We start from the raw sequence: 26,147 nt of genomic DNA on the forward strand, positions 1-26,147 counted from the left end.
TAATAAAAACAATTACGTAAAAATCCATCAAAATTATCAACACCCTCACGTATAAATTTTCTTATACCAATGACCGCATTTTTATTAATTGCGAAGGCATCTCTAAATATGAAAGTTTACTTAACGTCAAAAAGCCAAAGGACACATGCTAAATCGCGACAAAATCATGACGCATTTAATACATAAATAAAAAATGTGACGAATAACGGTATTTATATACGCATATTCGGACGAGGAGTTATGCAATGGAAACGGATGTAAATCCAAGCAACTCAAAAGGAATTTTTGCGGGGGTTAACCCTGTCATGGCAATTGGCTCTTCCGCGCTTGCTGTATTGTTTGTTTTATACACGGTGATCATGCCTGAACACGCAAACAGTGTTTATTCAGCCGCTAAAGGCTACATCGCGTCAAACTTTGCTTGGTACTACGTGGGGTTGATGAGCGTGTTTCTGTTCATCGCTGTCTACTTGGTGTTTAGTCGCTACGGCAGCATTCGACTAGGAAAAGATGATGAAAGGCCAGAGTTTGGCTTTTTCTCATGGTTTTCGATGTTGTTCGGTGCAGGAATAGGCATTGGTATTCTATTTTGGAGTATCGCAGAGCCTATGTACCACCTTCAAAGCAATCCGTTTATCTCACCTGACAATGCCCTCACCATTGAAGCGGCACAAGTTGCCATGCGCGTCAGTATTTTTCATTGGGGTTTGCACGGTTGGGGCTTATTTGCTCTTTGTGGACTCTCTCTTGCTTATTTTTCTTATCGCAAAGGCTTACCTCTTTCTATTCGCTCTGGCCTTTACCCTTTATTGGGTAACCGTATTTATGGCCCGATAGGTCATGCTGCTGATTTATTGGCCGTGTTCGGCACCGTTTTTGGTATTGCAACGTCCTTAGGGTTGGGCGCACAGCAAATGAACGCAGGGCTGAATTACCTCTTCGGTATCGAAGTCAGCACAACGACGCAGATGGTATTGATCGTGGTAATTTCAATCATCGCGACGTTCTCGGTCATCACTGGCGTCAACAAAGGTATCCGCATTCTTAGTGAGCTGAATATGCAGCTTACTGTTGTCATGCTTGCGTTCTTTATCATCCTTGGCCCAACGGCATATGTGATTGGATCCTTCTTTACCAATTTAGGCGACTACATGCTCAATGTTACGTCGCTAGGCCTTTGGGTTGATCCAAACCCTGAGCATACGTGGCAAGGTTCTTGGACCATTTTCTATTGGGGATGGTGGATTGCATGGGCACCTTTCTGTGGCATTTTCATCGCGCGTATCTCCCGTGGCCGCACCATTCGTGAATTCATCCTTGGTGTGCTTATCGCCCCCACCATGTTGGCTGCATTTTGGATCACCATTTTCGGCAACACAGCGATGTACATCGAACTGTTTGGTCAAGGCGGCGTGGTAGATGCCGTGAATGACGACCTTACGCTGGCCTTATTCAAAACCATCGAACTGATGGATGCAGGCACTATTCTGACTACGCTCGGTGCATCTATTTGCACCATCATGCTAGTGACGTATTTCGTGACTTCTGCGGATTCCGCCACGCTGGTTATCTGCACCCTCATCTCTATGGGTAACCCTCACCCACCCATGCGTTACCGTATTTTTTGGGGCATGTCGATTGGGCTTGTCGCTGCCGTATTACTGCTTGCGGGTGGGTTAGGCGCATTGCAAACCGCCTCCATCATCGCCGCATTGCCTTATTCCATCGTGATCATCGCCACCATCGTTGGTCTTTACAAAGCACTAAGAGCAGAGCCTCTTCCTGGAAAATCTGAAGTCATAGGAGTAGCAAAATGAGCGCATCAGTCACCTTACCTCGAATGATGGAAATTGGCGGCGGTGCCGTCGCGCAAGTTCCAAACATGGTCAAAAATTTGAATGCATCACGTGTGTTGCTGATCACTGATAAAAACATGGTTGAATTCGGTTACGTCGCGAAGCTTCAAGGCATCCTGATTGAAGCTGATATCGCATCCAGCGTGTATGCCGACACCATTCCTGAGCCAACCTCAAGTTCGATAGAAGAAGCGGTGCTGGTGACGCGTGAAGGCAACTTTGATTGCATCATTGCATTGGGTGGCGGGAGCGCAATCGACAGTGCGAAAGCAGTCAGTATTCTGGCACGCTTTGGCGGAAAAATGCGCGATTACAAAGTGCCTCGCATGGTGAATGAAGAAGGCATTCCTATCATCGCCATTCCAACCACCGCAGGTACTGGCTCCGAAGTAACGCGCTTTACCGTGATCACCGATGACGAATCTGAAGAAAAAATGCTGTGTGTTGGATTAGGGTTTGCTCCCTATGCTGCGGTTGTCGATTATGAACTCACCATGTCTCTGCCTGCCCGCACCACCGCAGACACAGGCATTGATGCCCTTACTCACGCTATCGAGGCATACGTGAGCAAAAAGGCCAGCCCATTTAGCGATTACCACGCCCTTGAAGCCATTCGCCTTATCGCGCCGAACCTTCGGACGGTTTATCACGACGGTAAAGACACGGATGCACGTGAGAAACTCATGCGCGGCGCAACCTACGCGGGCATCGCGTTTTCAAATGCATCGGTTGCCTTGGTGCACGGCATGAGCCGCCCAATTGGCGCGTTCTTCCACGTGCCGCATGGCTTATCAAACGCCATGTTATTACCTACCGTGACGGCATTCTCCATTGAAGCAGCGCCGGAACGCTATGCAGACTGCGCGGTTGCCATGGGCATTGCTCAACAAGACGATCCGATCGATGTCGCCAATGCGCGTTTGATCGAGGAGCTTACCGCTATCAATCTCGAACTCAACGTTCCCACTCTGAAAGAATTTGGGGTGGAATTCTCCATGTTCGAAACCGTACTCAACACCATGATCGAACAAGCCTTGCTGTCCGGCTCGCCCGCTAACAACCCGAAAGTGCCGACGCCCGATGAAATGAAAAATCTTTACCTAAATCTTTGGTCTTAAGGAAGAGGAACCACACAAATGAAAACAATTGGACACTTGATCAACGGCGAACAGCGAGAAGAGGGCGAGCAAACACAATTGGTGTACAACCCTGCAACGGGCGAAGCCACAAAAGAGCTGTTATTGGCCAATGATGACCTGGTGGATGAAGCCATCGAAGCCGCGAGAACGGCTTTCCAAACATGGCGAAATGAACCGCCGATCAAGCGCGCGCGTGTCATGTTCCGCTACAAGCAATTATTGGAAGAACATAAAGATGAGATTTGCCGACTGATTGGTGAGGAGCACGGCAAGATCGCCCACGATGCAGCGGGCGAATTGCAGCGTGGTATCGAAAACGTTGAATACGCATGTTCAGCCGCAGAGTTATTGAAAGGCGAATTTAGCAAGAACGTCGGCCCATCGATTGATTCTTGGTCAGAACATCAACCTCTGGGTGTGGTTGCGGGCATTACGCCGTTCAACTTCCCTGCCATGGTGCCACTTTGGATGTTCCCGATGGCGATCGTCTGCGGTAACTGCTTTATTCTCAAGCCGTCAGAAAAAGACCCCAGTGCCGCGTTGTACATTGCCAATCTTCTCAAACAAGCCGGTCTGCCTGATGGCGTGATGCAAGTCATTCAAGGCGGCAAGCCTGTGGTCGATCGCCTGCTTAAAAGTGCAGACGTCGAAGCCATCAGCTTCGTTGGCAGTACGCCGATTGCAAAGTACATTTACGAAACCGCAAGTCAAAACGGCAAACGTTGCCAAGCGCTAGGCGGTGCGAAGAACCACGCCATCGTGATGCCTGATTGCGACCTCGACAATGCGGTAAACCAACTGATTGGTGCGGCATACGGTTCAAGTGGTGAACGCTGTATGGCCTTGTCTGTTGCAGTTGCCGTCGGCAACGAAACCGCCGATAAGCTCGCAGCCATGCTCAAGCCAAAGTTAGAGGAACTTCGCGTGGGCGCGTTTTATGACAATGACAACGATTTTGGCCCGCTGATCAGCCGAGAACATCAGCAAAAAGTGGTGTCATACATTGATTCGGCAGAGCAAGATGGCGCCACGATTGTTGCTGATGGAAGACACCCCAATATTGAAGGTTACTCAAGCGGGTACTTTGTTGGGCCGACGTTGATTGATAATGTGTCTCCGACCATGGAAAGCTATCAACAAGAAATCTTCGGGCCTGTTTTACAAATCATCCGCGCGGATTCGATGCAAGACGCGATGGATTTGATCGACAAACATGCTTACGGCAATGGCACCTGCATCTTTACACGTGACGGTGAAGCCGCGCGCTACTTCTCGGATAACATCAAGGTCGGCATGGTCGGTATCAATGTGCCGCTCCCTGTTCCCGTCGCTTACCACAGCTTTGGCGGCTGGAAACAATCTCTGTTTGGTGACTTACACGCCTACGGACCTGATTCAGTCAAATTCTATACCCGTAGGAAAACCATTACACAACGTTGGCCATCAGCCAATGTACGTGAAGGGGCGACGTTCTCGATGCCAGTGCTCTAATTCGGTAATGACATGGCTCACAACAAAACCCAGCCTCGCGCTGGGTTTTGATTGTTTAGATGGCCCATTTCTCACAGGTGAAGCGCTTTGCGCTGAAAAGTCGCCATTTTTTTTCAGTACTTAGCAAGTCACTGCTAGAATACAGCCAACATCAATACAGAGACGTAGATATGCAAGTTTCGCTCACGCAATTTATGACAGATAACGATTTAGAAAATCAGTTGTTATCTGAGATGCAAACAAAAGGCTTTGTTACCGCCATGGCGGCAGCACCTTACATGATTGATCCAAGTGAATGGTTAGCTTTCATGTGGGGCGGAGAGGAAGAGTCACCGTTCTCAAGTCACGAACAGCTTGAGCAATACGCGAATATCATCGTCAACTTGTGGAACGAGCAACGCGGCGCGCTGCTGTCTGCCGAGTGGCAATGGCCTGAAGGCTGCGCGCTGAGCGATACCGACATTGTTACCGCCGACACTCGCCTCTACTGTGAAGGCCTGCTTCAAGGTTGGACACTTGCACGTGATGATTGGGAAATTCTGATGCCAGAAGATTCCCAAGAAAGCGCCCTGCTTGGCGGCGTGTTGCTGTCAATTAGCCTGCTGTTCGATCCAGAAGCTGCACTGCCAACCCTTGAAGCACAAGGCGCCGCAGAATTGGCCCAATTCGAAGAAATATTCAAAGGCATGCCAGTGATGCTTTGTGGCCTGACGCAACGCGCAGCGCAGCTTGTAGAAGAGGCGTAATCCGCTCTCGATCTCAAACACATACTTTCAAACGGCTGCCACTGTGCAGCCGTTTCTATAACCGCGGTCTACATACAAACACAACCTGAAGATGCAGGATTCAGCTCGCTCGAAGGGAGGGCATAAACATTGTGCTTTTTATGAGCAAAACAAATCGCGCACTGTTCGAATAATCCTGATATAGTCCCGCCCCTTGCTTTCAACATCCCCATGTTTTCAGCAAACAACGATGTCCGGCGCTGTTTCGCGTGTCTCCTGTCAACCAGTGATACAACTATCACGACAAGATTCATCGGATAATCACCTTTTCATGTCATACGCTACCAACAGGTAGTATTGCTCGGGATACCTCCGTGACCAAAGAATCAAACTCTGCAGGCCAACAGGCTGCGTTTTCTACATTGCCGCTAAAAGCGGAACTAATTTCTACCTTGAATACGATTGGTTTTGAAACCATGACGCCGATTCAAGCGCAAAGTCTCCCTGCCATTTTGGACGGGAAAGACGTTATTGGTCAGGGAAAAACAGGCTCGGGCAAAACCGCAGCGTTCGGTTTGGGTTTACTCAACCGTTTAGACGTGAAGCGTTTCCGTATTCAAACATTGGTGATGTGTCCGACGCGTGAACTGGCTGACCAAGTCGCCGTAGAAATCCGCACCTTGGCGCGTGGCATTCACAACATCAAAGTGCTCACCCTATGTGGTGGTGTCCCAATGGGCCCTCAGATCGGTTCACTTGAGCACGGTGCACACATCGTTGTTGGCACACCAGGTCGTATTCAAGACCACCTAGAAAAGGGCCGTCTGTCATTAGAGAACGTGAACACCTTGGTGCTTGATGAAGCTGACCGCATGCTAGAAATGGGCTTCCAGCCTGCATTAGATGCCATCATTCAAGATATTCCAGCAGGTCGCCAAACCTTGCTGTTCAGTGCAACGTTTCCATCGCAGATCCAAGCGATCAGCAAGCAAATTATGAATAGCCCGCTGATGGTGAAAGTAGAATCTACTCACGATAACAGCAGCATTTCACAACACTTCTATCAGTGTGAAGGCAACCGTCAGCGTATGGACGCGTTGCTGTTATTGCTGCTTAATCACCAGCCAGAAAGTGCGGTGGTGTTCTGTAACACCAAACGTGAGACCAAAGATGTTGCGGCGTGCCTTGAGAATGAAGGCTTCTCAGTCGTTGCATTGCACGGTGATTTGGAACAACGCGACCGCGACCAAATGCTGCTTAAATTCGCGAACAAGAGTGTCACTGTGATGGTTGCAACCGACGTTGCAGCACGTGGCCTCGACATCGATTCATTGGATGCCGTGATTAACTACCACGTTGCGTTCGACACTGAAGTACACGTTCACCGCGTAGGCCGTACTGGCCGTGCGGGTAGCCAAGGTGCTGCTTACACCCTTTACGGCAGTGAAGACGGTTACAAAATCGCGTTGCTTGAAGATTACCTAGGCCGCGAAATCAAAGGTGAAGAACTGCCAGATTCGTCTGTCATGCAAGCATTGCCACCAGAGCCTTTGATGGCAACACTGCACATTGATGGCGGTAAGAAAAGTAAAGTTCGCCCAGGTGACATCCTTGGTGCACTGACTGGCGGCGATGACGGCATTCAAGGTGCTGACGTTGGTAAAATCAAAGTCACGGATTACCGCTCTTACGTTGCCGTTAAACGCAACGTGGCGAAGAAAGCGCTGAAGAAATTGTCTGCAGGCAAAATCAAAGGCCGCACATATCGTGTGTGGCAACTGCGCTAATTTAGACCTCAAGAGTTACGCTGCTTTTATGGAATAGAAAATGCCGTCTCCACAGACGGCATTTTAATGTCTAAAATTTCACCCCAGCGTCATGCTCCCTCACGTACATCTCGACGACTCATCACAATCATGATGATGGCAGGAATGTTCATCAAAATGCCATAAAGCAAGGGCGTCAGCGCGAGTTGTGGTTGATTAAGCTGAACCACGGCAACGAATATTGCTGTCCCTGCATTTTGAATTCCGACTTCGATAGATAACGTTTTCGACAACCTTGCATCACCGCCAATTCCTTTCGCCACAGCAACGCCCAGTGCCATACCAAGAACACAGAGAAGAAGCACAGCGATAGAAGCAACGGAAAAGAGTTGATTGAAGACTTTGGTGTTCGCCGCGAGGGTGATCGCGACAGTGAAAAATAGCGCCCACAACGCAGTACGACCGGCAAACTGAGCAAATCGCTCAAAGCCAGCCGACGAACAATAGTGCTTGAACATCATCCCCAACAATACCGGCACCAGAGTCACCGCAATAAGCTGCATGATGGCCGTTTTCATAGGAATGATGGCTGACACATCCGACAAAACAAACGGCAGCATTAACGGCAAACTGAACGGAATGATAAGGCTGCTTATCGCTGTCATCGTGATAGAGAGTGCTGAATCGCCCCCGCAAAGATGACAAATTGCATTTGAAGATGCACCACCCGGTGCTAACGCCAATATCCACAGCCCCACCGCCACCACTTCGGGAAGATTGAAGAGTTGAATTAAGCCATAAGCAATGATCGGCAAACCGATAAGCTGAGCAGACAGGCCCGCAGCCACCTTACCAGGAAATTGGGAAACACGCTTAAAGTCAGCAACGGTGAGGGTTAACCCCACACAAAACATCATCCAAGCAAGCGCGACAGGCAAGCCAATAGTTAGCATGGTTTGACTCATAGAATATCCTTCACTGACATCGAAACGACCCGCTGGTTATTATTGTTTTCGTGTTGCTCGTACATGATTTTCACGTCGTAAATAGGCGGGTTCAACGCGCGGAACAATTTAACAGATCAAAAAAGGCGAACAATGCGTTCGCCTTTAAACTAGAGAGAGCATCAAACTTTATGCGTTGCCTTTCACTTGGAGTTGCAGCTCCGCAGCGAAATCTAACATACGATTCAGTGGGATCAGCGACTTCTGGCGAATGGCTTCATCAACATGAATTTCATGCTGCACGCCGCCTTCTTTCAGCGCAAGCTCAATGGCTTTTAAGCCGTTCATTGCCATCCAAGGGCAATGCGCACAACTTCGGCACGTTGCACCAGCACCGGCGGTTGGGGCTTCGATAAGTTCTTTATCTGGCACGACTTGCTGCATCTTGAAGAAAATGCCTTTGTCCGTCGCCACGATCATCTGCTTTTGAGGAAGCTCTTTTGCAGCCTTAATAAGCTGACTGGTGGAACCCACGGCATCAGCAAGTTTTACCACGCTGGCAGGTGATTCAGGGTGAACAAGGATTGCTGCGTCTGGGTAAACCGCTTTCATGTCCTTGAGGGCTTTGGCTGAAAACTCGTCGTGCACCACGCACTCGCCTTGCCACAGCAACATCTCTGCACCGGTTTTATTCGCAATGTACGAACCAAGGTGACGGTCAGGGCCCCAAATAATCGGTTTATCCTGCGCATCCAGATGTTCAACGATTTCCAATGCAATCGACGAGGTGACAACCCAATCCGCGCGTGCTTTTACCGCTGCCGACGTGTTGGCATAAACCACCACAATATGATCAGGGTGCGCATCGCAGAAAGCAGAAAACCTGTCTTCCGGGCAGCCTAGATCCAGTGAGCATTCCGCGTCTAGCGTCGGCATGATCACGTTCTTTTCTGGGGTCAAGATTTTCGCACTCTCGCCCATGAAACGGACGCCAGCAATCAACAACGTTTTCGCAGGGTGTCGATTACCGAACTTGGCCATCTCAAGAGAATCACCCACAAAGCCGCCGGTTTCTTCCGCCAGCGCCTGAATCTCAGGGTCGGTGTAATAATGCGCAATCATGACTGCGTCTTTCTCTTTCAAAAGCTGTTTGATGTTTTCGATGTAGTCTGATTTTTGCTGCTCAGACAGCACCTCCGGCTTAGGAGGGAAAGGATATACCGTCTCAGCGGTATTAATAATCTGGCTCATCCACTTACTCAGATATGCTTGCAGTTCGGCCATTATACACGCCTTATAGCAGCATTTTCATCTCAGAAAACGTGTTGTAGCTTAGAGACGCAATAAATTTGCAAAGAAAAAGCCGACTCAAGGTCGGCTTTATAGGGGAGTTGTTACGTTTACTTCTTCATTTGCTTTTCGGCTTGGCTTGCCGTGGTTGACCCTGGGTACTCGGCCACCACTTTTTGGAACAAGCTCTTCGCCGCAGCTTTATCGCCTTCACGATCTGCAATCATGCCAAGCTTGAGCAATGCATCAGCACGCTTGCTTGATTTTGCAACCTGACTGACAGCATCAAAATGCTGCTTAGCCAGACTTAGCTCACTTTTAGAGAAGTAAAGCTGACCCAACCAATAGTGTGCATTTGGCTTATAGATTGATTGAGGGTACTTGGTCAAAAACGCATTGAAAGCATCTGTGGCACCTTGGTAGTTTTTCTCTTTGAGAATCAGGTTCACGGCTGCATCGTACTCTGCGTTTTCAGACTGATTGTTTGAATACGCTTCTGACGTTGCAGGCTTTTCCGTTTTGTTTTCGACAGCAGGTGCTGGTTTTGCGGTGCGAAGCGTATCGATTTCACGGTACAAGTCGCGTTGGCGTTCCAACATCTGATTTAATTCATAGCTGTTTCTTTCAACAGTGCCGCGCAATTCGTCCAACTCGCCTGCCATTTGTTCGAGCTGGCGCTGCATATCGATTTGCATTTGGTTGCGGGCTTCTAGCATTCGCTCCAAGCGCTCTACAGAGCTACTGCTACCACCACCTAACTCAGTCACCGGAGCAGGTGCAGCAGCCACAGGGGCTGCCACACTCACCAGTAACGCCAGCGATAAAGAACGCAAAGTGTTACTGTTCATAATGATTTACCTTCTAACTTAGTAAACCAGAACCGCACGGCGGTTCTTCGCGTACGCTTCTTCACCTTGGCCTAGCACCAATGGTTTCTCTTCGCCGTAGCTTACGATAGAAATTTGAGAAGCTGGAACACCTAGCGCTTGCAGGTATTTCGCTACTGCGCTCGCACGGCGCTCGCCAAGTGCGATGTTGTATTCTGGTGTACCACGCTCATCGGCATGACCTTCTACAACCACTTTAATGCTGTCGTTTGCACGCAGGAATTCAGCGTGTGCATCTAGCATGTCTTCAAACTGTGGCAATACAGAGTAGTCATCAAAGTTGAAGTAAATAGTTTGAGACTGACGCAGTTCGTTTGCACGAATTTCTTGCTCAGTCAGACTGCCTTGGCCGCCGTCTACTGGTGTTACGATAGTGGTTTCTTGACCTTTGTTGGTTTCAGAACCCGTGCTATCAGTAGAGCTGTCGCTAGAGCTACACGCCGCTAGGGTAAACATAGGTAGCGCTACCGCCAAACCCTTAAGTACTTTATTCAATTGCATCTCGTTTTCCTTAATTTCAAATAAGCGCAAATATTATTGGAACGGGGACCATGTTGGTGCCCTAACTCGGCCGTTTGTTGCTGGTAGTCGTGCTTTAAACCGTCCATCAATAGAAACCAGTGAAAGTACGTTATTACGCCCATAGACCGAGCTGTAAATGACCATGCTGCCATTCGGTGCGAGGCTTGGTGATTCATCAAGCATCGTTTTGGTTAGAACTTCTACGGCACCCGTTTGCAAATCTTGTTTTGCAATGTTGTAACCTGAGTCCGAGCGGTGAACCATTACAAGGAATCTACCATCCGGTGTCAGCTGACCACCGAGGTTTTGGCTACCCTGCCAAGTCAACCTGTTGGTAGAACCGTCGGCTAAATTTACTCGATAAATCTGTGGTTTACCACCCCGGTCTGACGTAAAGATCAAAGACTGCCCATCTGGATCCCAGAAAGGTTCAGTGTTGTTCGCGCGCCCTTTGGTGATTTGTTCCATCTTGCGCGTTCTCAGATCTAACACATAAACCTGCAAGCTGCCGGTCTTGGAAAGAACCAAAGCTAACTTGTTGCCATCCGGAGAAAATCTTGGCGAACCATTGTGACGAGGAAATGACGAAATCATTTCTCGCTCACCGGTGTAAATGTTCATTAAGAAAATTTGTGCCTGACCGTTTTCAAAACTCACGTAAGCAAGCTGTTTACCGTCAGGCGACCACGCAGGGGACATCAAAGGTTGCTTTGAACGCAGCACCAACAGTTCGTTATAACCGTCGTAATCAGACAAACGAAGTTGATAAGGGTGTTCCGATTTATCATCAATCACAACGTAGGCAATACGTGTTAGGAACGCGCCCTTTTCACCCGTTAGCTTTTCATACACCAAATCTGAAATACGGTGCGCGTATTGACGAAGCTGCTTGCCGTTGACCGTTTTGCGGTTATTAAGCAAAAGGTGGTCTTTGGTCAGTACCAATTCTCCGGTTGCTGACAAGCCTTTGCTTGTGCCGCCTGTTAACTGGCCGCGAACCACATCGATCAATTGGTACTCAATCAGGTATTTCCCATCAGGTGTTGGGCTGATTTTACCTGTCACAAGCGCATCGACCCCTAACGCAGTCCAATCGTTGAAATCCACGTTTTCATCGCTGTATGGCGTTTGTGGCATTTTGTCGGTTGGGACTGGGCTGAATTTGCCACTGCGTTGAAGATCTGATGCGATAACATCAGACACATTGGTCGGTAACTTGCCTTCGCCTTCCCAGTTAAAAGGGACAATGGCGATAGGACGTGCGGAACTGATCCCTTCAGTAATAACAATTCTCAACTCAGCATAAGCTGACGGTGCAAAAACGATGAAAAATGTAATGGCACTAAATAGAATTCGTTTGAACATAAATATCCTTTATTTCTATGGCCTAAACTCGAAGACAAACTCCAGAAATTGCTTTTTAACATCCTCGTCTTCAGGCATTGGAAATGTACCTACTGCGAAAATCGCCGCACTTCCTATACGACAAGCAATTGGATCGCCCTTGAGTTCTTGAACATCCTGAACGAAACCAGTTCTGGAAAGCTTCAACCTCAAATCACATATCTGGCCATTCGGCACTGCGTCTTTGTTGTATTTACTTGATATGCTCTTACTAAATATACTGATGTAACGTGCAACTTCATCACTCACGAAACGCCCTCGAGCCGAACCGCGATTTGCCGATTCGGACTCGAGACCGCTAAAAAGCTCGTTGAGGGCAGCCTCCTGCTCTGCCTGCTTCTTACGTGCAGCTTCAGCTTTACGCTCAGCTTCTACACGTGCAGCTTCCGCTTTGCGGGCTGCCTCTTCGGCTTTTTTCTGCTCAGCTAGCTTACGTTTACGCGTTTCTTCTGCCTTGCGGGCTTCTTCTTCAGCGCGTTTTTTCTCTGCTAACTGACGCTCACGTTCTGCTTCTGCTTTCTTACGTTCTTGTTCAGCACGCACGCGCTCAGCTTCTGCCTTTTTCGCCGCTTCTTCTGCTTTACGCTGTTCTGCGACCTTGCGCTGGCGTTCCGCTTCTGCTGCCGCAGATTTCTCTTGGGCGATGCGTGTGGCTTCTTTAGCTTTGCGTTGTTCTTCAGCCTCTTTTTTACGGGCTTCCGAAATACGCTTGCGCTCAGTTTCCGCTTCTCGTGTCGCTTTTTCAGCCGCCAGCTTTTCAGCACGTAATTCGCGAAGACGTTTCTCTTCTTGTTCGCGCTGCTTTTCAAGTTGATCAGCTTGTTGTTCTAAGCGACGAAGGCGATCGCTCTCTTGTCGTTTAGCTTCATCACGTTGCTGACGAATTTTTCGCGCTTGTTCGTTCACAACGCTCGGGTCTATAACGACCGCTTCAATACTCTGCCCCGCAGGCTGATGCGATACTTTTGTGAAATCAGCGCCCCACAACAATCCTCCAAACAACGCGGCATGCAAAAGCACGGATATGATCGTTGCGCCTGAGTAGCTTGTGTTCTCGTTCTTCTTCATTCAGTTACTCATCTCACGAATCAAGCGGTTCGGTCATGAGTCCTACCGAGGACACACCCGCTTGGTTCAACGCATCCAATGTTAGGATGATCTCTGAATAAGGCACTCGACCATCACCGCCAACCAATACTGGCGATTTAGGGTTTAGCTCAAGTTCCGCTTTTACGCGCACCAACATATCTTGCAACGACAAGCCACGCTCCATATCACCATTGTTGACACTCAAGCCCAGGCCGCCATTTTGGTCGACCTCAACAATGATAAATGCGCCACTGTCTGCGTCACTTGCAAGGTCTGCCGCCGTTTTCGCGGTAGATGTTTGTGGAAGGTCAACATCCACGCCCTGCGTAACAAAGGGTGCTGTTACCATAAAGATAATAAGCAACACCAACATGACATCGATGTATGGCACCACGTTTATCTCGGCAGTCATTTTCCGCCGTTTAGATTGATAAGGCATGGCTTACTCCTTCGGTGCAGCGAATGCCTGACGGTGCAAAATGCTAGAAAACTCTTCCATGAAGTTCACATAGTTATTTTCGAGCTTACCTACCTTGGAGGTTAACTTGTTGTATGCCATTACCGCGGGGATTGCAGCAAATAGGCCCATTGCCGTTGCTACTAGCGCTTCCGCGATACCTGGCGCAACCATGGCCAACGTCGCCTGCTTCACCGCACCCAGTGCGATAAATGCATGCATGATGCCCCACACCGTACCAAATAGACCGATGTAAGGACTGATTGAGCCCACGGTTGCTAAGAATGGTAGGTTGGTTTCGAGTGATTCAACTTCTTTCGATAGCGACACGCGCATGGCACGGCCTGTTCCTTCCATCACCGCTTCTGGCACTTTGCCGTTGCTGCGGTGAAGGCGCGCGAACTCTTTAAAGCCCGAATAGAAAATTTGTTCACTGCCTGTCAGCTGGTCTTTACGCGCTTGCACTTCTTGAAACAGCTGAGAAAGATCCATTCCAGACCAAAAACGGTCTTCAAAACGTTCTGCTTTTGCAGTCGCCTGAGAAAGGATTTGAGAACGTTTGATGATCATCGCCCAAGACACGATTGACATCCCAAGCAGAACTAACATCACTGCCTTAACGAGCAGACTCGCTTGCAAAAACAGATCAAGGATTGACAGTTCAGCGCTCACTTAAAATCTCCGATTGAATCGATGGGGGGATGGATTTGGGTTTCATTTTCTCAGAATCGACACAGGCTACCTTAACGACGGCCCGACACAATACCTGCCCGTCTGAATTAACTAAATTCTGACAGAAAGTGAGGGTCACACGACGCAGCTCTGACACCGTTGTTTCTACGGTTAACAATTCTTCGAACCTTGCGCCCTTGATAAAGTCGATATCCATATGACGTACCACGAACGCAGTGTGTTCTTTAAATAGCACTTGTTGATTGACACCGATGCTACGTAAAAGTTCTGTCCTTGCGCGTTCGAAGTACTTGATATAGTTCGCATGATATACAAGACCACCAACATCAGTATCTTCGTAGTAAATACGAACCGGCCAGCAGAATGGGTGGGGTTGGCTCATCCGGTAATTACCTGAAATCCATAATAAGGTTTAGCGAATTACTATAACTGACTTACTCAAGGTATTGAAAGCACGTTGCACCGTAGTACATCACGATTGGCGCAAAATAAAACAGCCTGAGGCCAAAGGCACTCAGGCTGCTGCATAAATGAACGGTCATTGCGTCTTTAAATGAATGCAATCGTGAGGATTGAAATCATCACAGCCCATGCAAGCGGTGGGAAAAAGACCAATTGCCAAAACCAAAAGCGCGGTTTGAATGCCATGCCGTGAATGATTCCCGTGCATGTCGCCCAAATCAGTGCTGGAGCATTAGCGACACTGAAGCCACCAATGTTGTCCGCAAAGGTCTGCGGATCCCAAATCACCCATCCCGCGCATGTCAGGGCAAGCACCAATGACATGATCATCAACACACGCTTATGAAGACGGTCGTGCAGACCGTCCAGCAAAGCCGTGAATTTAGTCTTCACTGTCGTGATCCATGGCTTCAGTGTGTTCTAACCAAAGCGCATTGATAATACCGAACGAACACGCCAGCAATACACCTAGAATCCAAGCGAAATACCACATGGTTGACTCCTTCTCTTAGTACAGTGAGGTTTTGTTTTCTTCGATGAACTTGTCATCAAGACGACCAAACATTTTGTAGTAACACCACGCGGTGTAAGACAAGATGATTGGCACCATAACAAACGCAACGCCAGTCATAATGTTCAGCGTCAATTCGCTCGAGGTCGCATCCCACATGGTTAAGCTGTGAGACGGGAACAAGCTAGATGGCATCACGAATGGGAACATCGCAAAACCTGCTGTCAAAATAACACCCGCAATCGCCAAGCTGTTGAACAAGAACGCAAAGCCGTCACGTTCAAAACGTGCACACACAGCAACCAGCAGCGGCATGAATACAGCCAACGCAGGTGCAGTCCAAAGGATTGGGTAAGCGTCGTAGTTATTGAACAATGCACCTGTTAGGGTCATCACTTCTTTGTTCAGAGGGTTTGACGTTGCATTGGTCACGATCTCACTGGTGATCACATAACCTTCAATGCTCTGTGCCCAGAAGCCCGCCAAAGCAAAACATACTGCCGTCAGAATCGCAGAAATTTGCGCCACGCTACGTGCACGGGTGTGCAGCGCATCGGTGGTTTTCATCTGAAGGTAAGCCGCGCCTTGCGTCACGATCATGAACAAGCTAACCAGACCACACAGAATCGCAAACGGATTCAACAAACCAAAGAACGAACCTTTGTAAGTCGGGATCAGGAATTCGCTTAGCTCAAACGGTACACCTTGAAGTAGATTACCGAACGCCACACCGAAAATAATAGGTGGAACGAAACTACCAATGAAAATTCCCCAGTCCCAGGTTTTACGCCAGCGCGGGTCTTCAATTTTCGAACGGTAGTCGAAGCCAATTGGGCGCAACCACAATGCGGCTAGCGTCAGAATCATCGCCAAGTAGAAACCTGAGAATGACACTGCGTAGACCAACGGCCATGCAGCGAACAACGCACCGCCCGCGGTGATTAACCATACTTGGTTACCATCCCAGTGCGGGGCAATCGAGTTAATCATGACACGGCGCTCGTTATCGGTCTTACCAATAACGGGGACCAAGGCACCCACACCCATGTCGAAGCCATCTGTGACTGCGAAGCCAATCAGCAGAACACCAATCAGTGCCCACCAGATCAGACGTAGAATCTCGTATTCAAACATGTCTCACGCTCTCCTTATGCTTCAACTTGACGCGCAAGATCCGTTTCCGGGGTCTTTAGCTTTTCAAAGTGATAACGGCCTGTTTTTAGGCTGCTAGGGCCTAAGCGTGCGAATTTAACCATCAAGTACACTTCGGCAATCAAGAACACTGTGTACAGTAGAACGATTGCAACCAATGAGGTGATGATTTCTGACGCGGGAACATTAGACGCGGCCATGTGTACAGGCAGAATTTCACCCACAGCCCACGGTTGACGGCCATATTCTGCAACGAACCAACCTGCTTCACAGGCAATCCAAGGCAATGGAATACCAATCAGTGCGAGTTTCAGAAGCCATGGTTTTTCGTCGATTTTCTGACGACAGGTTTGGTAGAACGCCATACCGAAGATAAACAGCATTGCGAAGCCACATGCAACCATGATGCGGAAACTCCAGAATAACGGCGCTACCTGCGGAATAGAGTCTTTCGCAGCTTGTTTGATTTGCGCTTCCGTTGCATCAACAACGTTTGGTGTTTGTTCTTTCAGTAGCAGACCAAAACCAAGATCTTTCTTCACGTCATCAAACGCTGCGATGTTTTCAGGCGTTCTTTCACCTGCACGCAGTTTTTCAAGCAAACCATAAGCAATCATACCGTTACGAATACGCACTTCGTGCTCATCAACGATGTCATGAAGGCCAGTCACTTGCTTATCGAAAGAACGCGTCGCAATAATACCCATCACATAAGGGATTTTGATCGCGTAATCGGTTTCCATGGTTTCTTGGTTCGGGAAGCCAAACACGGTGAACGCAGCAGGTGCTGGCTCTGTGTGCCATTCCGCTTCAATCGCAGCAAGCTTAACCTTCTGAACGTCACCCAGCTCATAGCCAGATTCATCGCCCAGAACGATAGTAGACAGGATACCGGCGATACCAAACGATGCGGCGATCGCGAATGAGCGACGTGCAAACGCCACATCACGGCCTTTCAGTAAGTAGTAAGCACTGATACCCAGAACGAACATTGCGCCTGTGGTGTAACCCGCTGCCACTGTGTGTACAAACTTCACCTGAGCAACAGGGTTAAGTACAACTTCAGCAAAGCTCACCATTTCCATTCGCATGCTTTCGAAGTTGAACTCAGCACCCACTGGGTTTTGCATCCAGCCGTTAGCAACAAGGATCCAAAGTGCGGAGAAGTTAGAACCGATAGCGGTTAGCCATGTCACTGTAAGGTGTTGACGCTTAGAGAGACGATCCCAACCGAAGAAGAACATACCCACGAGAGTCGATTCTAGGAAGAAGGCCATCAAGGCTTCAATCGCAAGAGGGGCACCAAAGATGTCGCCGACGTAGTGAGAATAGTATGCCCAGTTTGTACCAAACTGGAACTCCATCGTCAGGCCTGTTGCAACGCCTAGCGCGAAGTTAATACCGAAAAGCTTACCCCAGAACTTGGTCATGTCCTTGTAGATTTGCTTGTCAGTCATGACATAGAGCGACTCCATGATGGCAAGCAGAAATGCCATACCTAAAGTCAGTGGGACAAATAAGAAGTGATACATCGCGGTGAGAGCAAATTGGAACCGCGACAGATCCACAATATCAGTTAACATGTTAACTCCTTCCTCGTCAGGCTGGCTGACGCGCGATACTTTCGTATCGATAAGTAAATGCTTAAACACATGCGGGGCTGACTGGCCGCGCCTAACTAAGCTTCCTTACGGGATCTGTGTAAACAGACCTCCCTTTTTATGTTGCACTATTGTACTCAGCTGGTTAGGATTTTGTTAAGTAACCCCTAATATAGCCAGGTCTAATATTAAACATTCTGAGCGGCCGCTTCAAAGTATTTGGCGTGCGCGTACATTGATTGCTGTCAAATTAATCAATTGTCGCTGTCAAAATTTTGCGATTGTTAGACATCAATCAATTTTGGCGCGATTTTTTTGGCAAATGATCACGCTGAGCAATGACATGCTCACCCTGAAAGTGGGCGAATGGAGACAAGAATAGTTGTTGATTTGAGGTTAATGGGAAAATTACGTGTTACAGGTTGCAGAACACCTGTCGTTGGCGAGATAAAAGCAGGAAGAGCAGGAAGAGCAGGAAGAGCAGGAAGAGCAGGAAGAGCAGGAAGAGCAGGAAGAGCAGGAAGAGCAGGAAAGGCTAAACGACAGAAACACAAAAGCCAGCGATTGCTGGCTCCTGACTATCATTTTTGGTTACGCAACCTTACTCAGGCAAATCAAACCCGAAGTGCAAATAGGCACGTTGGCTGGCAATACGCCCCCGCGGAGTACGCTGCAGGTAACCTTGTTGAATCAGGTAAGGCTCAAGCACATCTTCAATCGTGTCTTTGGCTTCACCAATCGCGGCTGCAAGGTTATCGAGACCAACCGGGCCGCCGTCGAATTTTTCAATGATCGACTTCAGTAGCTTTCTGTCCATATAGTCAAAACCACGGCTATCAACATCCAACATGTCCAACGCTTTCGACGCGATCTCTGCATTGATATCGCCATCGGCTTTTACTTCAGCATAATCACGCACACGGCGCAGAAGGCGGTTTGCAATACGTGGCGTACCGCGCGCACGTTTCGCAATCTCGTAAGCACCCTCTTCATCAACAACCAAGTTCAAACAGTTTGCACTTCGTTGAACAATGCCTTTCAGGTCGGCAACGTTGTAATACTCAAGACGCTGCGTGATGCCAAAACGATCGCGCAGTGGTGAGGTTAATGAGCCAGCACGGGTGGTTGCGCCCACCAGCGTAAATGGCGGTAAATCAATTTTGATGGAACGGGCTGCTGGCCCCTCACCGATCATGATATCCAGCTGGTAGTCTTCCATCGCAGGATACAAGACTTCTTCAACCACTGGGCTGAGGCGGTGGATTTCATCAATGAACAACACATCATGAGGTTCAAGGTTCGTTAACAATGCTGCCAAATCACCGGCCTTCTCAAGCACTGGGCCTGAAGTGGTGCGGATATTCACATCCATCTCATTAGCAACAATGTTCGCTAAGGTGGTTTTACCCAAGCCTGGCGGGCCAAAAATCAACAAGTGGTCGAGGGCTTCTTCACGCTTTCGGGCTGCATGGATGAAGATTTCCATTTGACTGCGTACATGATCCTGACCTTTGTAGTCTTCCAACATCTTAGGTCGAATAGCACGGTCAATGATCTCATCTTCTTTCATTGGCGGCACTGAGCTTATTAGGCGATCAGCTTCAATCATCTCATCGGCTCCATTACACCATCGAACGCAGCGCGTCGCGGATGATGGCTTCGCTGGTCATGCCATCGTGAGCAACTTGCTTCACGACTTTCTCAGCTTGTGCTGCTTTGTAGCCAAGCGCAATCAATGCACTCATGGCTTCATCTTTAGGATTGGTAGACGCTGCAACCACGGTGCTTGTAACGTTGTCACGACGCGCAGCTGCATCAGCATGTGGTGTGAGCAAATCAAAGGCATGCCAGTTCTTCAAACGGTCACGCATTTCAATCACCAAGCGCTCTGCCGTTTTCTTACCGACACCCGGGATTTTCACCAATGTCGATACGTCTTCACGCTCTACACTGTCCACAAACTGGGTGGCCGTCATACCAGACAAAATGGCGAGACCCAATTTAGGCCCAACACCGTTAGCTTTAATGACTTCGCGGAACAATGCGCGTTCTACCGTTGTGTTAAACCCATAAAGCAGCTGTGCATCTTCACGCACCACGAAATGGGTATAAACAATGGCTTCTTCCCCTGCATTTGGAAGTTCATAGAAGCAACTCATCGGCATACTGACTTCATAGCCAATGCCGTTTACTTCTAAAAGGATTTCAGGGGGTTGTTTTTCAAGCAGGATTCCGCGTAATCGACCAATCACAGTGTGGACTCGTATTTTTGGTGTTAATTGCCGTTAGGATAATAAACAACTGGATAGATATCCAGTTTTAATCCCTAAGCGCCAACAGAAATGCCAGCGCGATCAAGCCAGATTTACCAGTCGCATTGTCCACTTAATGAAGTAAGCCAGCAAAGAAACACTGGCAACCCCCACCAGCCATAAGCCGATGAACCAAAGCAATGAGGTTGTTTGTTTACTCATGGTATCCCTCGTCTGCTTTCACTTTCCCACGGAACACCCAGTACGAGTAAGCGGTATAAATCAAGATGATGGGCAGCAAAAACGCCGCGCCAGCAAACAAGAACTTGAGGCTATTTTCTGGCGCCGCCGCCTCCCATAGCGTAAAGGCCCTTGGCACCATGTACGGGAAGATGCTGATAGCAAAACCTGCGAATGCCATGAGGTAAATGACCAAGGTCCAGCAATAGGCGCTGAGTGGTTTTTCGCTGTGCAGCGATCGCCACAACTTAAACGCCGCAAACGCTGAGATGATGGGGATGAGGAAGAACGCCGCGTCGTTAGGGAAGGTAAACCATCGTGCTGCGATTTCTTGAGAGATAAACGGAAGCCAAATACTCACCAATCCTATCGAACCAAGAAATGCCATAGTAAGTTGTTTGCAACGCGCATAGAGCTTCTGTTCGATCGAACCCGAAGTTTTAATCAGCAGCCAGCACCCGCCTAACAAGGTATAGCCAAACGTAACAGCGATGCCACAGAACACAGTAAAAGGCGTAAGCCAATCAAACCAACCGCCCGCATACTGTCGTCCCTCTACGCTGATGCCCTGCAATAACGCACCGAGAATCATGCCTTGAGAGAAGGTCGCCACGAACGAGCCACCAAAGAACGACCAATCCCACAAGTACCGTCCTGCTTTTGTTCGGTAGCGATATTCAAAGGCGACCCCACGAAAGATCAGCCCTATCAACATTGCGATGATCGGGGCGTACACCGCGGGCATAATGACAGAGTACGCCAGCGGGAATACGGCGAACAAGCCGCCTCCCCCCAACACCAACCAGGTTTCATTGCCATCCCAGATGGGTGCGATGGAATTCATGGCCGCATCTTTTTCTGCGTCATTCAGCGTAGGAAACAAGATACCCACACCTAAGTCGAATCCATCCAAAATGACATAGAGAAGAACGGCAATCGCAATGATGCCAGCCCAAAGCAATGCATAATCCATTATCTCTCCTCCCCTGCTTGTGGATCCTCTGGCCCCAGAGGAGCGGCGATGGGGTTTCCGTCTTTGTCCTTACCTAGCTGCCCGTGGGACAACCTCGTCACCACACGCACGTCCATGTCTTGCTCATATTTGCTTGGGGATTTACGCATGAGCTTGAGCAAGTAATAGATACCCGCACCAAATATCGCGAAATACACCACTACAAACACCGCCAACGAAGCGCCAACGGCGCTGGCATCAATCGGAGAAACAGATTCTGCCGTGGTGAGCAGTCCATAAACGGTATAAGGCTGACGCCCTACTTCCGTAGTGATCCACCCTGACAATATCGCAACAAACCCACACGGCGCACTCCACACACAAAGCTTCAAAAACCAAGGCGTTTCATAGAGGGCTTTCTTACGTCGCAGCCACACCGAAATCAGACCGATGGCCAGCATCAGAAAACCGATCGCCACCATGATGCGAAAACTCCAAAAGACGATAGCGACAGGTGGCCTTTCTTCTTTGGGGACAGACTTCAGCCCTTTGATTTCACCGTCGACTTTGTGTGTCAAAATGATGCTGCCGAGGTAAGGAATCGCGACTTTGTAATCGATGGTTTCTGTGTCTTCATTAGGAAGCCCAAACAAAATCAGCGGCGCACCTTTTTGTGTCTCGAAATGGCCTTCCATCGCTGCCACTTTCATTGGCTGATGCTCAAGCGTATTGAGACCGTGCAAGTCACCAGCAACGATTTGAATCGGTGTCACCAATACCGCCATCCACATACCCATGGAAAAACTAATACGCGCCAGTTCATTGTGCGGCGCTTTCAATAAATGCCACGCACCCACACCCGCGACGACAAAGGCTGTCGTCAAATACGCGGCGATTACCATGTGAACTAAACGATAAGGAAAGGATGGATTAAAAATCACGTCCCACCAGGAGGTGACAATGAATTGACCTAAATCGTTGTATGCGAAGCCTGCAGGCGTTTGCATCCAGCTATTTACCGCTAAAATCCAGGTCGCGGAGAGCAAGGTGCCGAATGCAACGGTTGCTGTAGCGAGAAAATGCAGCTTTTCTCCTACTCGCCCACGTCCAAAAAGCATGATGCCGAGAAAGCCCGCCTCCAAAAAAAACGCCGTGAGCACTTCATAGCCCATCAAGGGGCCGAGTACGGGGCCGGTTTTGTCAGAAAACACCCCCCAATTAGTCCCAAATTGGTAGCTCATGACAATGCCGCTGACGACCCCCATGCCGAAGGTCACCGCGAAAATCTTGGTCCAATACTTAGAGAGTTCCAAATACTGGTGATCCCGCGTTTTAAGGTGCAGCGCTTCAAGCACAGTAATGTAACTGGCAAGCCCAATAGAAAAGGCGGGGAAGATGATGTGAAAGGACACAGTAAATGCAAATTGTATCCGAGCAAGGTCTATTGCGAGTTCTGACATTCTCGCCTCCGAAGTCGGTGTCACAAAGGATTACGGTTCTAGGTTTGAACGCGGAAAACACTATTCACGATCACCTTTAAAAGGATTTAATGCTGACGTGGCATTTTCCTTATCGAATAAGCATCTAATTACACATAAGAATCTACGACTTGATGACGAACATAAAAAAAGCGGGCAATGCCCGCTTTTCTTTAAAATCAATGGTATCGAAGTTAAGTGATATCGTGTTTATATGTAGCCACCGATGGAAATCAGCAATCCCGCCACCGTACCACACATCAATGCCAACCCAGGCGATTTTGCAGAAACCATCCTAATGCCGGGCGATCCGCAACGTGCAAAGTACATTGAAGTGAACTTCCTTCAAGATGCTGTAAAAGTAACAGACGTTCGCGGCATGTTGGGTTTCACTGGCTTTTACAAAGGTAAGAAGCTGTCTGTAATGGGCCATGGTATGGGTGCACCATCTGCGTCTATCTATATTCACGAGCTGATCAACCATTACGGCGTGAAAAACCTTATCCGTATTGGTAGCTGCGGCGCGATCCATGACGACGTGCAGTTGATGGATTTGGTGATCGCCATGGGCGCTTCGACTGATTCTAAAATGAACCGTACCCGCCTGCGCGACCATGACGTCGCAGCGCTGGCTAACTTCGACATGCTACGCACGGCCGTTGATCTGGCGAAAGAAAAGCAGTTATCAACCAAAGTCGGTAACGTGTTTTCTTCTGATATGTTCTACCGGTCTGATGAGGATTTCTATCCGCTGCTTGCAAAATACGGCGTATATGGCGTGGAAATGGAAGTGAGCGCTTTATATAGCTTGGCGGCAGAGTTCGGTGTTCATGCACTGGCGATCTGCACCGTCACCGACCACATCATTCGTCACGAAGGGTTAAGCGCAGAAGATCGCGTTACCACGCTAAACGACATGATAGATTTGGCGTTAGACACAGCGGTTTCGTTGTAATCTCCCCTCAGTGATTCAGCATCAGAAAAGAAAAAAGGTAGGGTACAAACCCTACCTTTTCTAAATACCGAAAACGTCACGCTTAGAACACACAGTGCTTAGCGAAATCTGTTGCTTCATTGGCGGACCAATCACCCTTTGGCTTTTCTTTTAGTTCTTTGCACCAATCATCACTACCAACTTCTGGTGAACAACCCGCGACAAAAAATACTACCGCTAACATAGCGAACACTTTCTTCATGTGACTTCCCTTGTGATTATTCTATACGTTTCGTGGACAGCTTTTACTCAAGCAACATTGGAATAAGCCAACGCCACCCGTCCTTCGCTACTCCATCAGACTCAACAAGGTACAACAAAGTCACTGAAACGCACCTGAGTGCATATCTCGATGCGAGAAAATCTTCAGCATTTATCCGGTATCACAATGCAATGCACGCGACAATTGTCGCCGCGCTATTCACTATTCACTTAGCGTATAGACAACAACATCACACTATTTGACCATGTTGCTTTCCGATGCAACGAGTTGCAGCGACGCAAATTCACGGTACAAAGCACTGGTTTCCATTAATTCCTGGTGAGAGCCACTTGCCACTAACTGACCATCATCTAGCACCAAAATACGGTCAGCATTCACGACAGTTGCAAGACGGTGAGCAATCACTAACGAGGTTTTCCCTTCCATCAAGGTATCCAGGGCTTGTTTCACCTGATGCTCGCTAACGGCATCCAATGCACTGGTTGCTTCATCTAAAAGCAAAATAGGACGGTCAGCCAGAATCGCGCGCGCAATGGAAATGCGTTGTTTTTGCCCTCCCGACAAACGCACTCCGCGCTCACCAAGCTCTGTATGATAGCCGTGTGGCAAGGCTTCAATGAATTCATGAGCACGCGCCGCTTTGCACGCTTCAATCACTTTTTCTTCGCTCGCATCTGGCGCGCCATATCGCACGTTTTCTAAGACGTTGGTGGCGAAAATTACCGACTCTTGTGGCACCAATGCAAACTGGTCACGAAGCGATTTCAACGACATGTCTTTCAGCGGCACACCGTCTAACAAGGTTTGGCCTTGTTGAATGTCGAAAAAACGCTGAAGCAAGGTAAACACTGAACTTTTCCCTGCCCCACTAGGCCCAACCAAGGCCACGCGTTCACCCGCTTTGACATCAAACGACAGTGATAAAAAGACAGGAAGGTTTTCATCACCAGGATAGGTAAATGAAACATCAGAAAACGTCAGATTGCCTTTCGCATGCACCGGAAAATCAACCGGAGACACAGGGTCTTGGATATCAGATTGCATGCGAGAAAGCTCTATCAAACGTTCTGTTGCACCCGCCGCACGTTGAATGTCGCCTATCACTTCACTGATGGTGGCAACGCCCCCTGCTACCAGCAAGGCGTAAAACATAAAGGCAGACAGCTGACCTGCTGTCAGCGAACCATCCAACACATTTAACGCGCCGAGCCAGGTGACGAGAATGATGGCAACAATGCTGAGCAATACCACAGAGGCCATTAACGAAGCACGGTAGCGAATACGCAATCTCGCTGCGCTCATTACCGCTTCAACGCGAGAAGAAAAATGCACAGAGTCAGCTTCTTCGTGACCATAAGATTGAACCGTGCGGATTTCATGAAGAGTTTCATCAACGTGCGATCCGAGATCCGCCACCTTGTCTTGGCTCACTCTGGCTAACTGGCGCACTTTACGCCCTAACACCCCTATGGGCACCAACACGACGGGCACAGCTAACAACACCAATCCCGTTAACGTTAGGCTAGTGACTGCCATCATGATCAAGCCACCCGTGACAGAAACAGCAGATCGCAGTGCCATCGACAAGCTCGACCCCACCACGGTTTGCAGTAACGTCGTATCTGCCGTAAAGCGACTGATCACTTCACCCGTGCGTTCTTTGGCGTAAAACGTTGGGGATAAGTGCAAGAGCTGTTGGTAAACCTTAATGCGAATATCTGCACTGACACGTTCACCTAACCAACTCATAAGATAAAAACGGAAGAAGGTCGCAATACCGCTGACAAAGGTAATCGCGAGGATCACCAACATCATCTGATCAAGTCGCGATGCGTTGCCCGTCAAGAACCCATCATCGACGATGAGTTTGACGCCTTGACCGAGAGCCAGCCAGCTGAGCGAACCGAGCATGAGGAAGAAAACTGCACCGATAACACGCGAACGATAAGGCGCAAGAAAGCTCGCAATCCATGTCAAAACAGAACGCGTACTTTGAGGAGAAGATAAATTGGACATTGA

Annotated in this window: 26 protein-coding genes; 6 read left to right on the forward strand and 20 right to left on the reverse strand. The window is 48.8% G+C overall.

Features of this window, described 5'->3' with window-relative positions:
- Window positions 1-245 precede the first annotated feature (245 nt).
- From BM082_RS15080 to dbpA, 5 genes are all read left to right on the forward strand, one after another.
- Complete coding sequence (locus BM082_RS15080; RefSeq protein WP_017008239.1) at window positions 246-1,817, forward strand: BCCT family transporter; 1,572 nt, start codon at window positions 246-248, stop codon at window positions 1,815-1,817.
- A complete protein-coding gene (locus tag BM082_RS15085; RefSeq protein ID WP_017016512.1) occupies window positions 1,814-2,974 on the forward strand; it encodes an iron-containing alcohol dehydrogenase in 1,161 nt (386 codons plus the stop codon). Before BM082_RS15080 ends, BM082_RS15085 begins: the two co-directional genes overlap by 4 nt.
- Before the next feature lie 18 nt (window positions 2,975-2,992).
- A complete protein-coding gene (locus BM082_RS15090) occupies window positions 2,993-4,486 on the forward strand; it encodes a CoA-acylating methylmalonate-semialdehyde dehydrogenase (RefSeq protein ID WP_074927561.1) in 1,494 nt (497 codons plus the stop codon).
- A gap of 170 nt (window positions 4,487-4,656) precedes the next feature.
- Window positions 4,657-5,232, forward strand: a complete 576-nt coding sequence (locus tag BM082_RS15095) for a UPF0149 family protein (RefSeq protein WP_026024416.1) — start codon at window positions 4,657-4,659, stop codon at window positions 5,230-5,232.
- Between the two features lie 353 nt (window positions 5,233-5,585).
- The gene (gene dbpA / locus BM082_RS15100; protein ID WP_017016511.1) at window positions 5,586-6,998 is read left to right on the forward strand and encodes an ATP-dependent RNA helicase DbpA; all 1,413 of its coding nucleotides are present in this window, start codon (window positions 5,586-5,588) and stop codon (window positions 6,996-6,998) included.
- A gap of 89 nt (window positions 6,999-7,087) precedes the next feature.
- On the opposite strand, the gene BM082_RS15105 is transcribed toward dbpA, so the two are convergent.
- The 18 genes from BM082_RS15105 to BM082_RS15185 form a co-directional block, all read right to left on the reverse strand.
- A complete protein-coding gene (locus tag BM082_RS15105) occupies window positions 7,088-7,942 on the reverse strand; it encodes a bile acid:sodium symporter family protein (protein ID WP_017016510.1) in 855 nt (284 codons plus the stop codon).
- 168 nt (window positions 7,943-8,110) lie between these two features.
- Complete coding sequence (gene nadA, locus BM082_RS15110; RefSeq protein ID WP_026025111.1) at window positions 8,111-9,172, reverse strand: quinolinate synthase NadA; 1,062 nt, start codon at window positions 9,170-9,172, stop codon at window positions 8,111-8,113.
- A 149-nt stretch (window positions 9,173-9,321) separates the two neighbouring features.
- The gene (gene ybgF / locus BM082_RS15115; protein WP_017008246.1) at window positions 9,322-10,059 is read right to left on the reverse strand and encodes a tol-pal system protein YbgF; all 738 of its coding nucleotides are present in this window, start codon (window positions 10,057-10,059) and stop codon (window positions 9,322-9,324) included.
- 18 nt (window positions 10,060-10,077) lie between these two features.
- On the reverse strand, window positions 10,078-10,599 hold the full coding sequence (gene pal, locus BM082_RS15120) for a peptidoglycan-associated lipoprotein Pal (protein WP_017008247.1): 522 nt from the start codon (window positions 10,597-10,599) through the stop codon (window positions 10,078-10,080).
- 33 nt (window positions 10,600-10,632) lie between these two features.
- Entirely contained in the window at window positions 10,633-11,985 is a 1,353-nt protein-coding gene (gene tolB, locus BM082_RS15125; RefSeq protein ID WP_074927563.1) for a Tol-Pal system beta propeller repeat protein TolB, read from the reverse strand.
- 15 nt (window positions 11,986-12,000) lie between these two features.
- Complete coding sequence (gene tolA, locus BM082_RS15130; protein WP_017016507.1) at window positions 12,001-13,092, reverse strand: cell envelope integrity protein TolA; 1,092 nt, start codon at window positions 13,090-13,092, stop codon at window positions 12,001-12,003.
- Between the two features lie 13 nt (window positions 13,093-13,105).
- On the reverse strand, window positions 13,106-13,552 hold the full coding sequence (tolR, locus tag BM082_RS15135) for a protein TolR (RefSeq protein ID WP_026024418.1): 447 nt from the start codon (window positions 13,550-13,552) through the stop codon (window positions 13,106-13,108).
- A gap of 3 nt (window positions 13,553-13,555) precedes the next feature.
- Entirely contained in the window at window positions 13,556-14,242 is a 687-nt protein-coding gene (tolQ, locus tag BM082_RS15140; protein WP_017013958.1) for a protein TolQ, read from the reverse strand.
- Complete coding sequence (gene ybgC, locus BM082_RS15145) at window positions 14,232-14,645, reverse strand: tol-pal system-associated acyl-CoA thioesterase (protein ID WP_074927565.1); 414 nt, start codon at window positions 14,643-14,645, stop codon at window positions 14,232-14,234. Before ybgC ends, tolQ begins: the two co-directional genes overlap by 11 nt.
- 167 nt (window positions 14,646-14,812) lie before the next feature.
- A complete protein-coding gene (gene ybgE, locus BM082_RS15150) occupies window positions 14,813-15,097 on the reverse strand; it encodes a cyd operon protein YbgE (protein WP_026024901.1) in 285 nt (94 codons plus the stop codon).
- A 10-nt stretch (window positions 15,098-15,107) separates the two neighbouring features.
- Complete coding sequence (gene cydX / locus BM082_RS15155) at window positions 15,108-15,218, reverse strand: cytochrome bd-I oxidase subunit CydX (RefSeq protein ID WP_017008254.1); 111 nt, start codon at window positions 15,216-15,218, stop codon at window positions 15,108-15,110.
- A gap of 15 nt (window positions 15,219-15,233) precedes the next feature.
- Window positions 15,234-16,370, reverse strand: a complete 1,137-nt coding sequence (gene cydB, locus BM082_RS15160; protein ID WP_017008255.1) for a cytochrome d ubiquinol oxidase subunit II — start codon at window positions 16,368-16,370, stop codon at window positions 15,234-15,236.
- A gap of 14 nt (window positions 16,371-16,384) precedes the next feature.
- Window positions 16,385-17,971, reverse strand: coding sequence for a cytochrome ubiquinol oxidase subunit I (locus BM082_RS15165; RefSeq protein ID WP_017008256.1), 1,587 nt, complete (start codon window positions 17,969-17,971; stop codon window positions 16,385-16,387).
- 619 nt (window positions 17,972-18,590) lie between these two features.
- Complete coding sequence (gene ruvB / locus BM082_RS15170) at window positions 18,591-19,598, reverse strand: Holliday junction branch migration DNA helicase RuvB (protein WP_017013960.1); 1,008 nt, start codon at window positions 19,596-19,598, stop codon at window positions 18,591-18,593.
- Window positions 19,599-19,611: 13 nt separating this feature from the next.
- The gene (ruvA, locus tag BM082_RS15175) at window positions 19,612-20,241 is read right to left on the reverse strand and encodes a Holliday junction branch migration protein RuvA (RefSeq protein WP_074927567.1); all 630 of its coding nucleotides are present in this window, start codon (window positions 20,239-20,241) and stop codon (window positions 19,612-19,614) included.
- A gap of 102 nt (window positions 20,242-20,343) precedes the next feature.
- On the reverse strand, window positions 20,344-20,463 hold the full coding sequence (locus BM082_RS24810) for a hypothetical protein (RefSeq protein WP_017008259.1): 120 nt from the start codon (window positions 20,461-20,463) through the stop codon (window positions 20,344-20,346).
- Entirely contained in the window at window positions 20,456-21,454 is a 999-nt protein-coding gene (gene cydB, locus BM082_RS15180; RefSeq protein WP_074927569.1) for a cytochrome d ubiquinol oxidase subunit II, read from the reverse strand. The genes BM082_RS24810 and cydB (BM082_RS15180) overlap by 8 nt, the downstream gene beginning before the upstream one ends.
- Window positions 21,454-22,893: a cytochrome ubiquinol oxidase subunit I gene (locus BM082_RS15185; RefSeq protein ID WP_017008261.1), complete on the reverse strand. Its 1,440-nt coding sequence runs from the start codon at window positions 22,891-22,893 to the stop codon at window positions 21,454-21,456. The genes cydB (BM082_RS15180) and BM082_RS15185 overlap by 1 nt, the downstream gene beginning before the upstream one ends.
- A 244-nt stretch (window positions 22,894-23,137) precedes the next feature.
- Here BM082_RS15185 and deoD point away from each other — a divergent pair, with 244 nt between their 5' ends.
- Window positions 23,138-23,866: a purine-nucleoside phosphorylase gene (gene deoD, locus BM082_RS15190; RefSeq protein WP_074927571.1), complete on the forward strand. Its 729-nt coding sequence runs from the start codon at window positions 23,138-23,140 to the stop codon at window positions 23,864-23,866.
- Between the two features lie 82 nt (window positions 23,867-23,948).
- Here deoD and BM082_RS15195 read toward each other — a convergent pair whose 3' ends face one another.
- Together BM082_RS15195 and BM082_RS15200 are read right to left on the reverse strand one after the other, a co-directional pair.
- Entirely contained in the window at window positions 23,949-24,107 is a 159-nt protein-coding gene (locus BM082_RS15195) for a DUF3012 domain-containing protein (protein WP_074927573.1), read from the reverse strand.
- A 255-nt stretch (window positions 24,108-24,362) separates the two neighbouring features.
- Window positions 24,363-26,144: an ABC transporter transmembrane domain-containing protein gene (locus BM082_RS15200; RefSeq protein ID WP_017013964.1), complete on the reverse strand. Its 1,782-nt coding sequence runs from the start codon at window positions 26,142-26,144 to the stop codon at window positions 24,363-24,365.
- Window positions 26,145-26,147 lie beyond the last annotated feature (3 nt).

This window comes from Enterovibrio norvegicus DSM 15893 (genome assembly GCF_900115495.1).
GTDB lineage: Bacteria > Pseudomonadota > Gammaproteobacteria > Enterobacterales > Vibrionaceae > Enterovibrio > Enterovibrio norvegicus.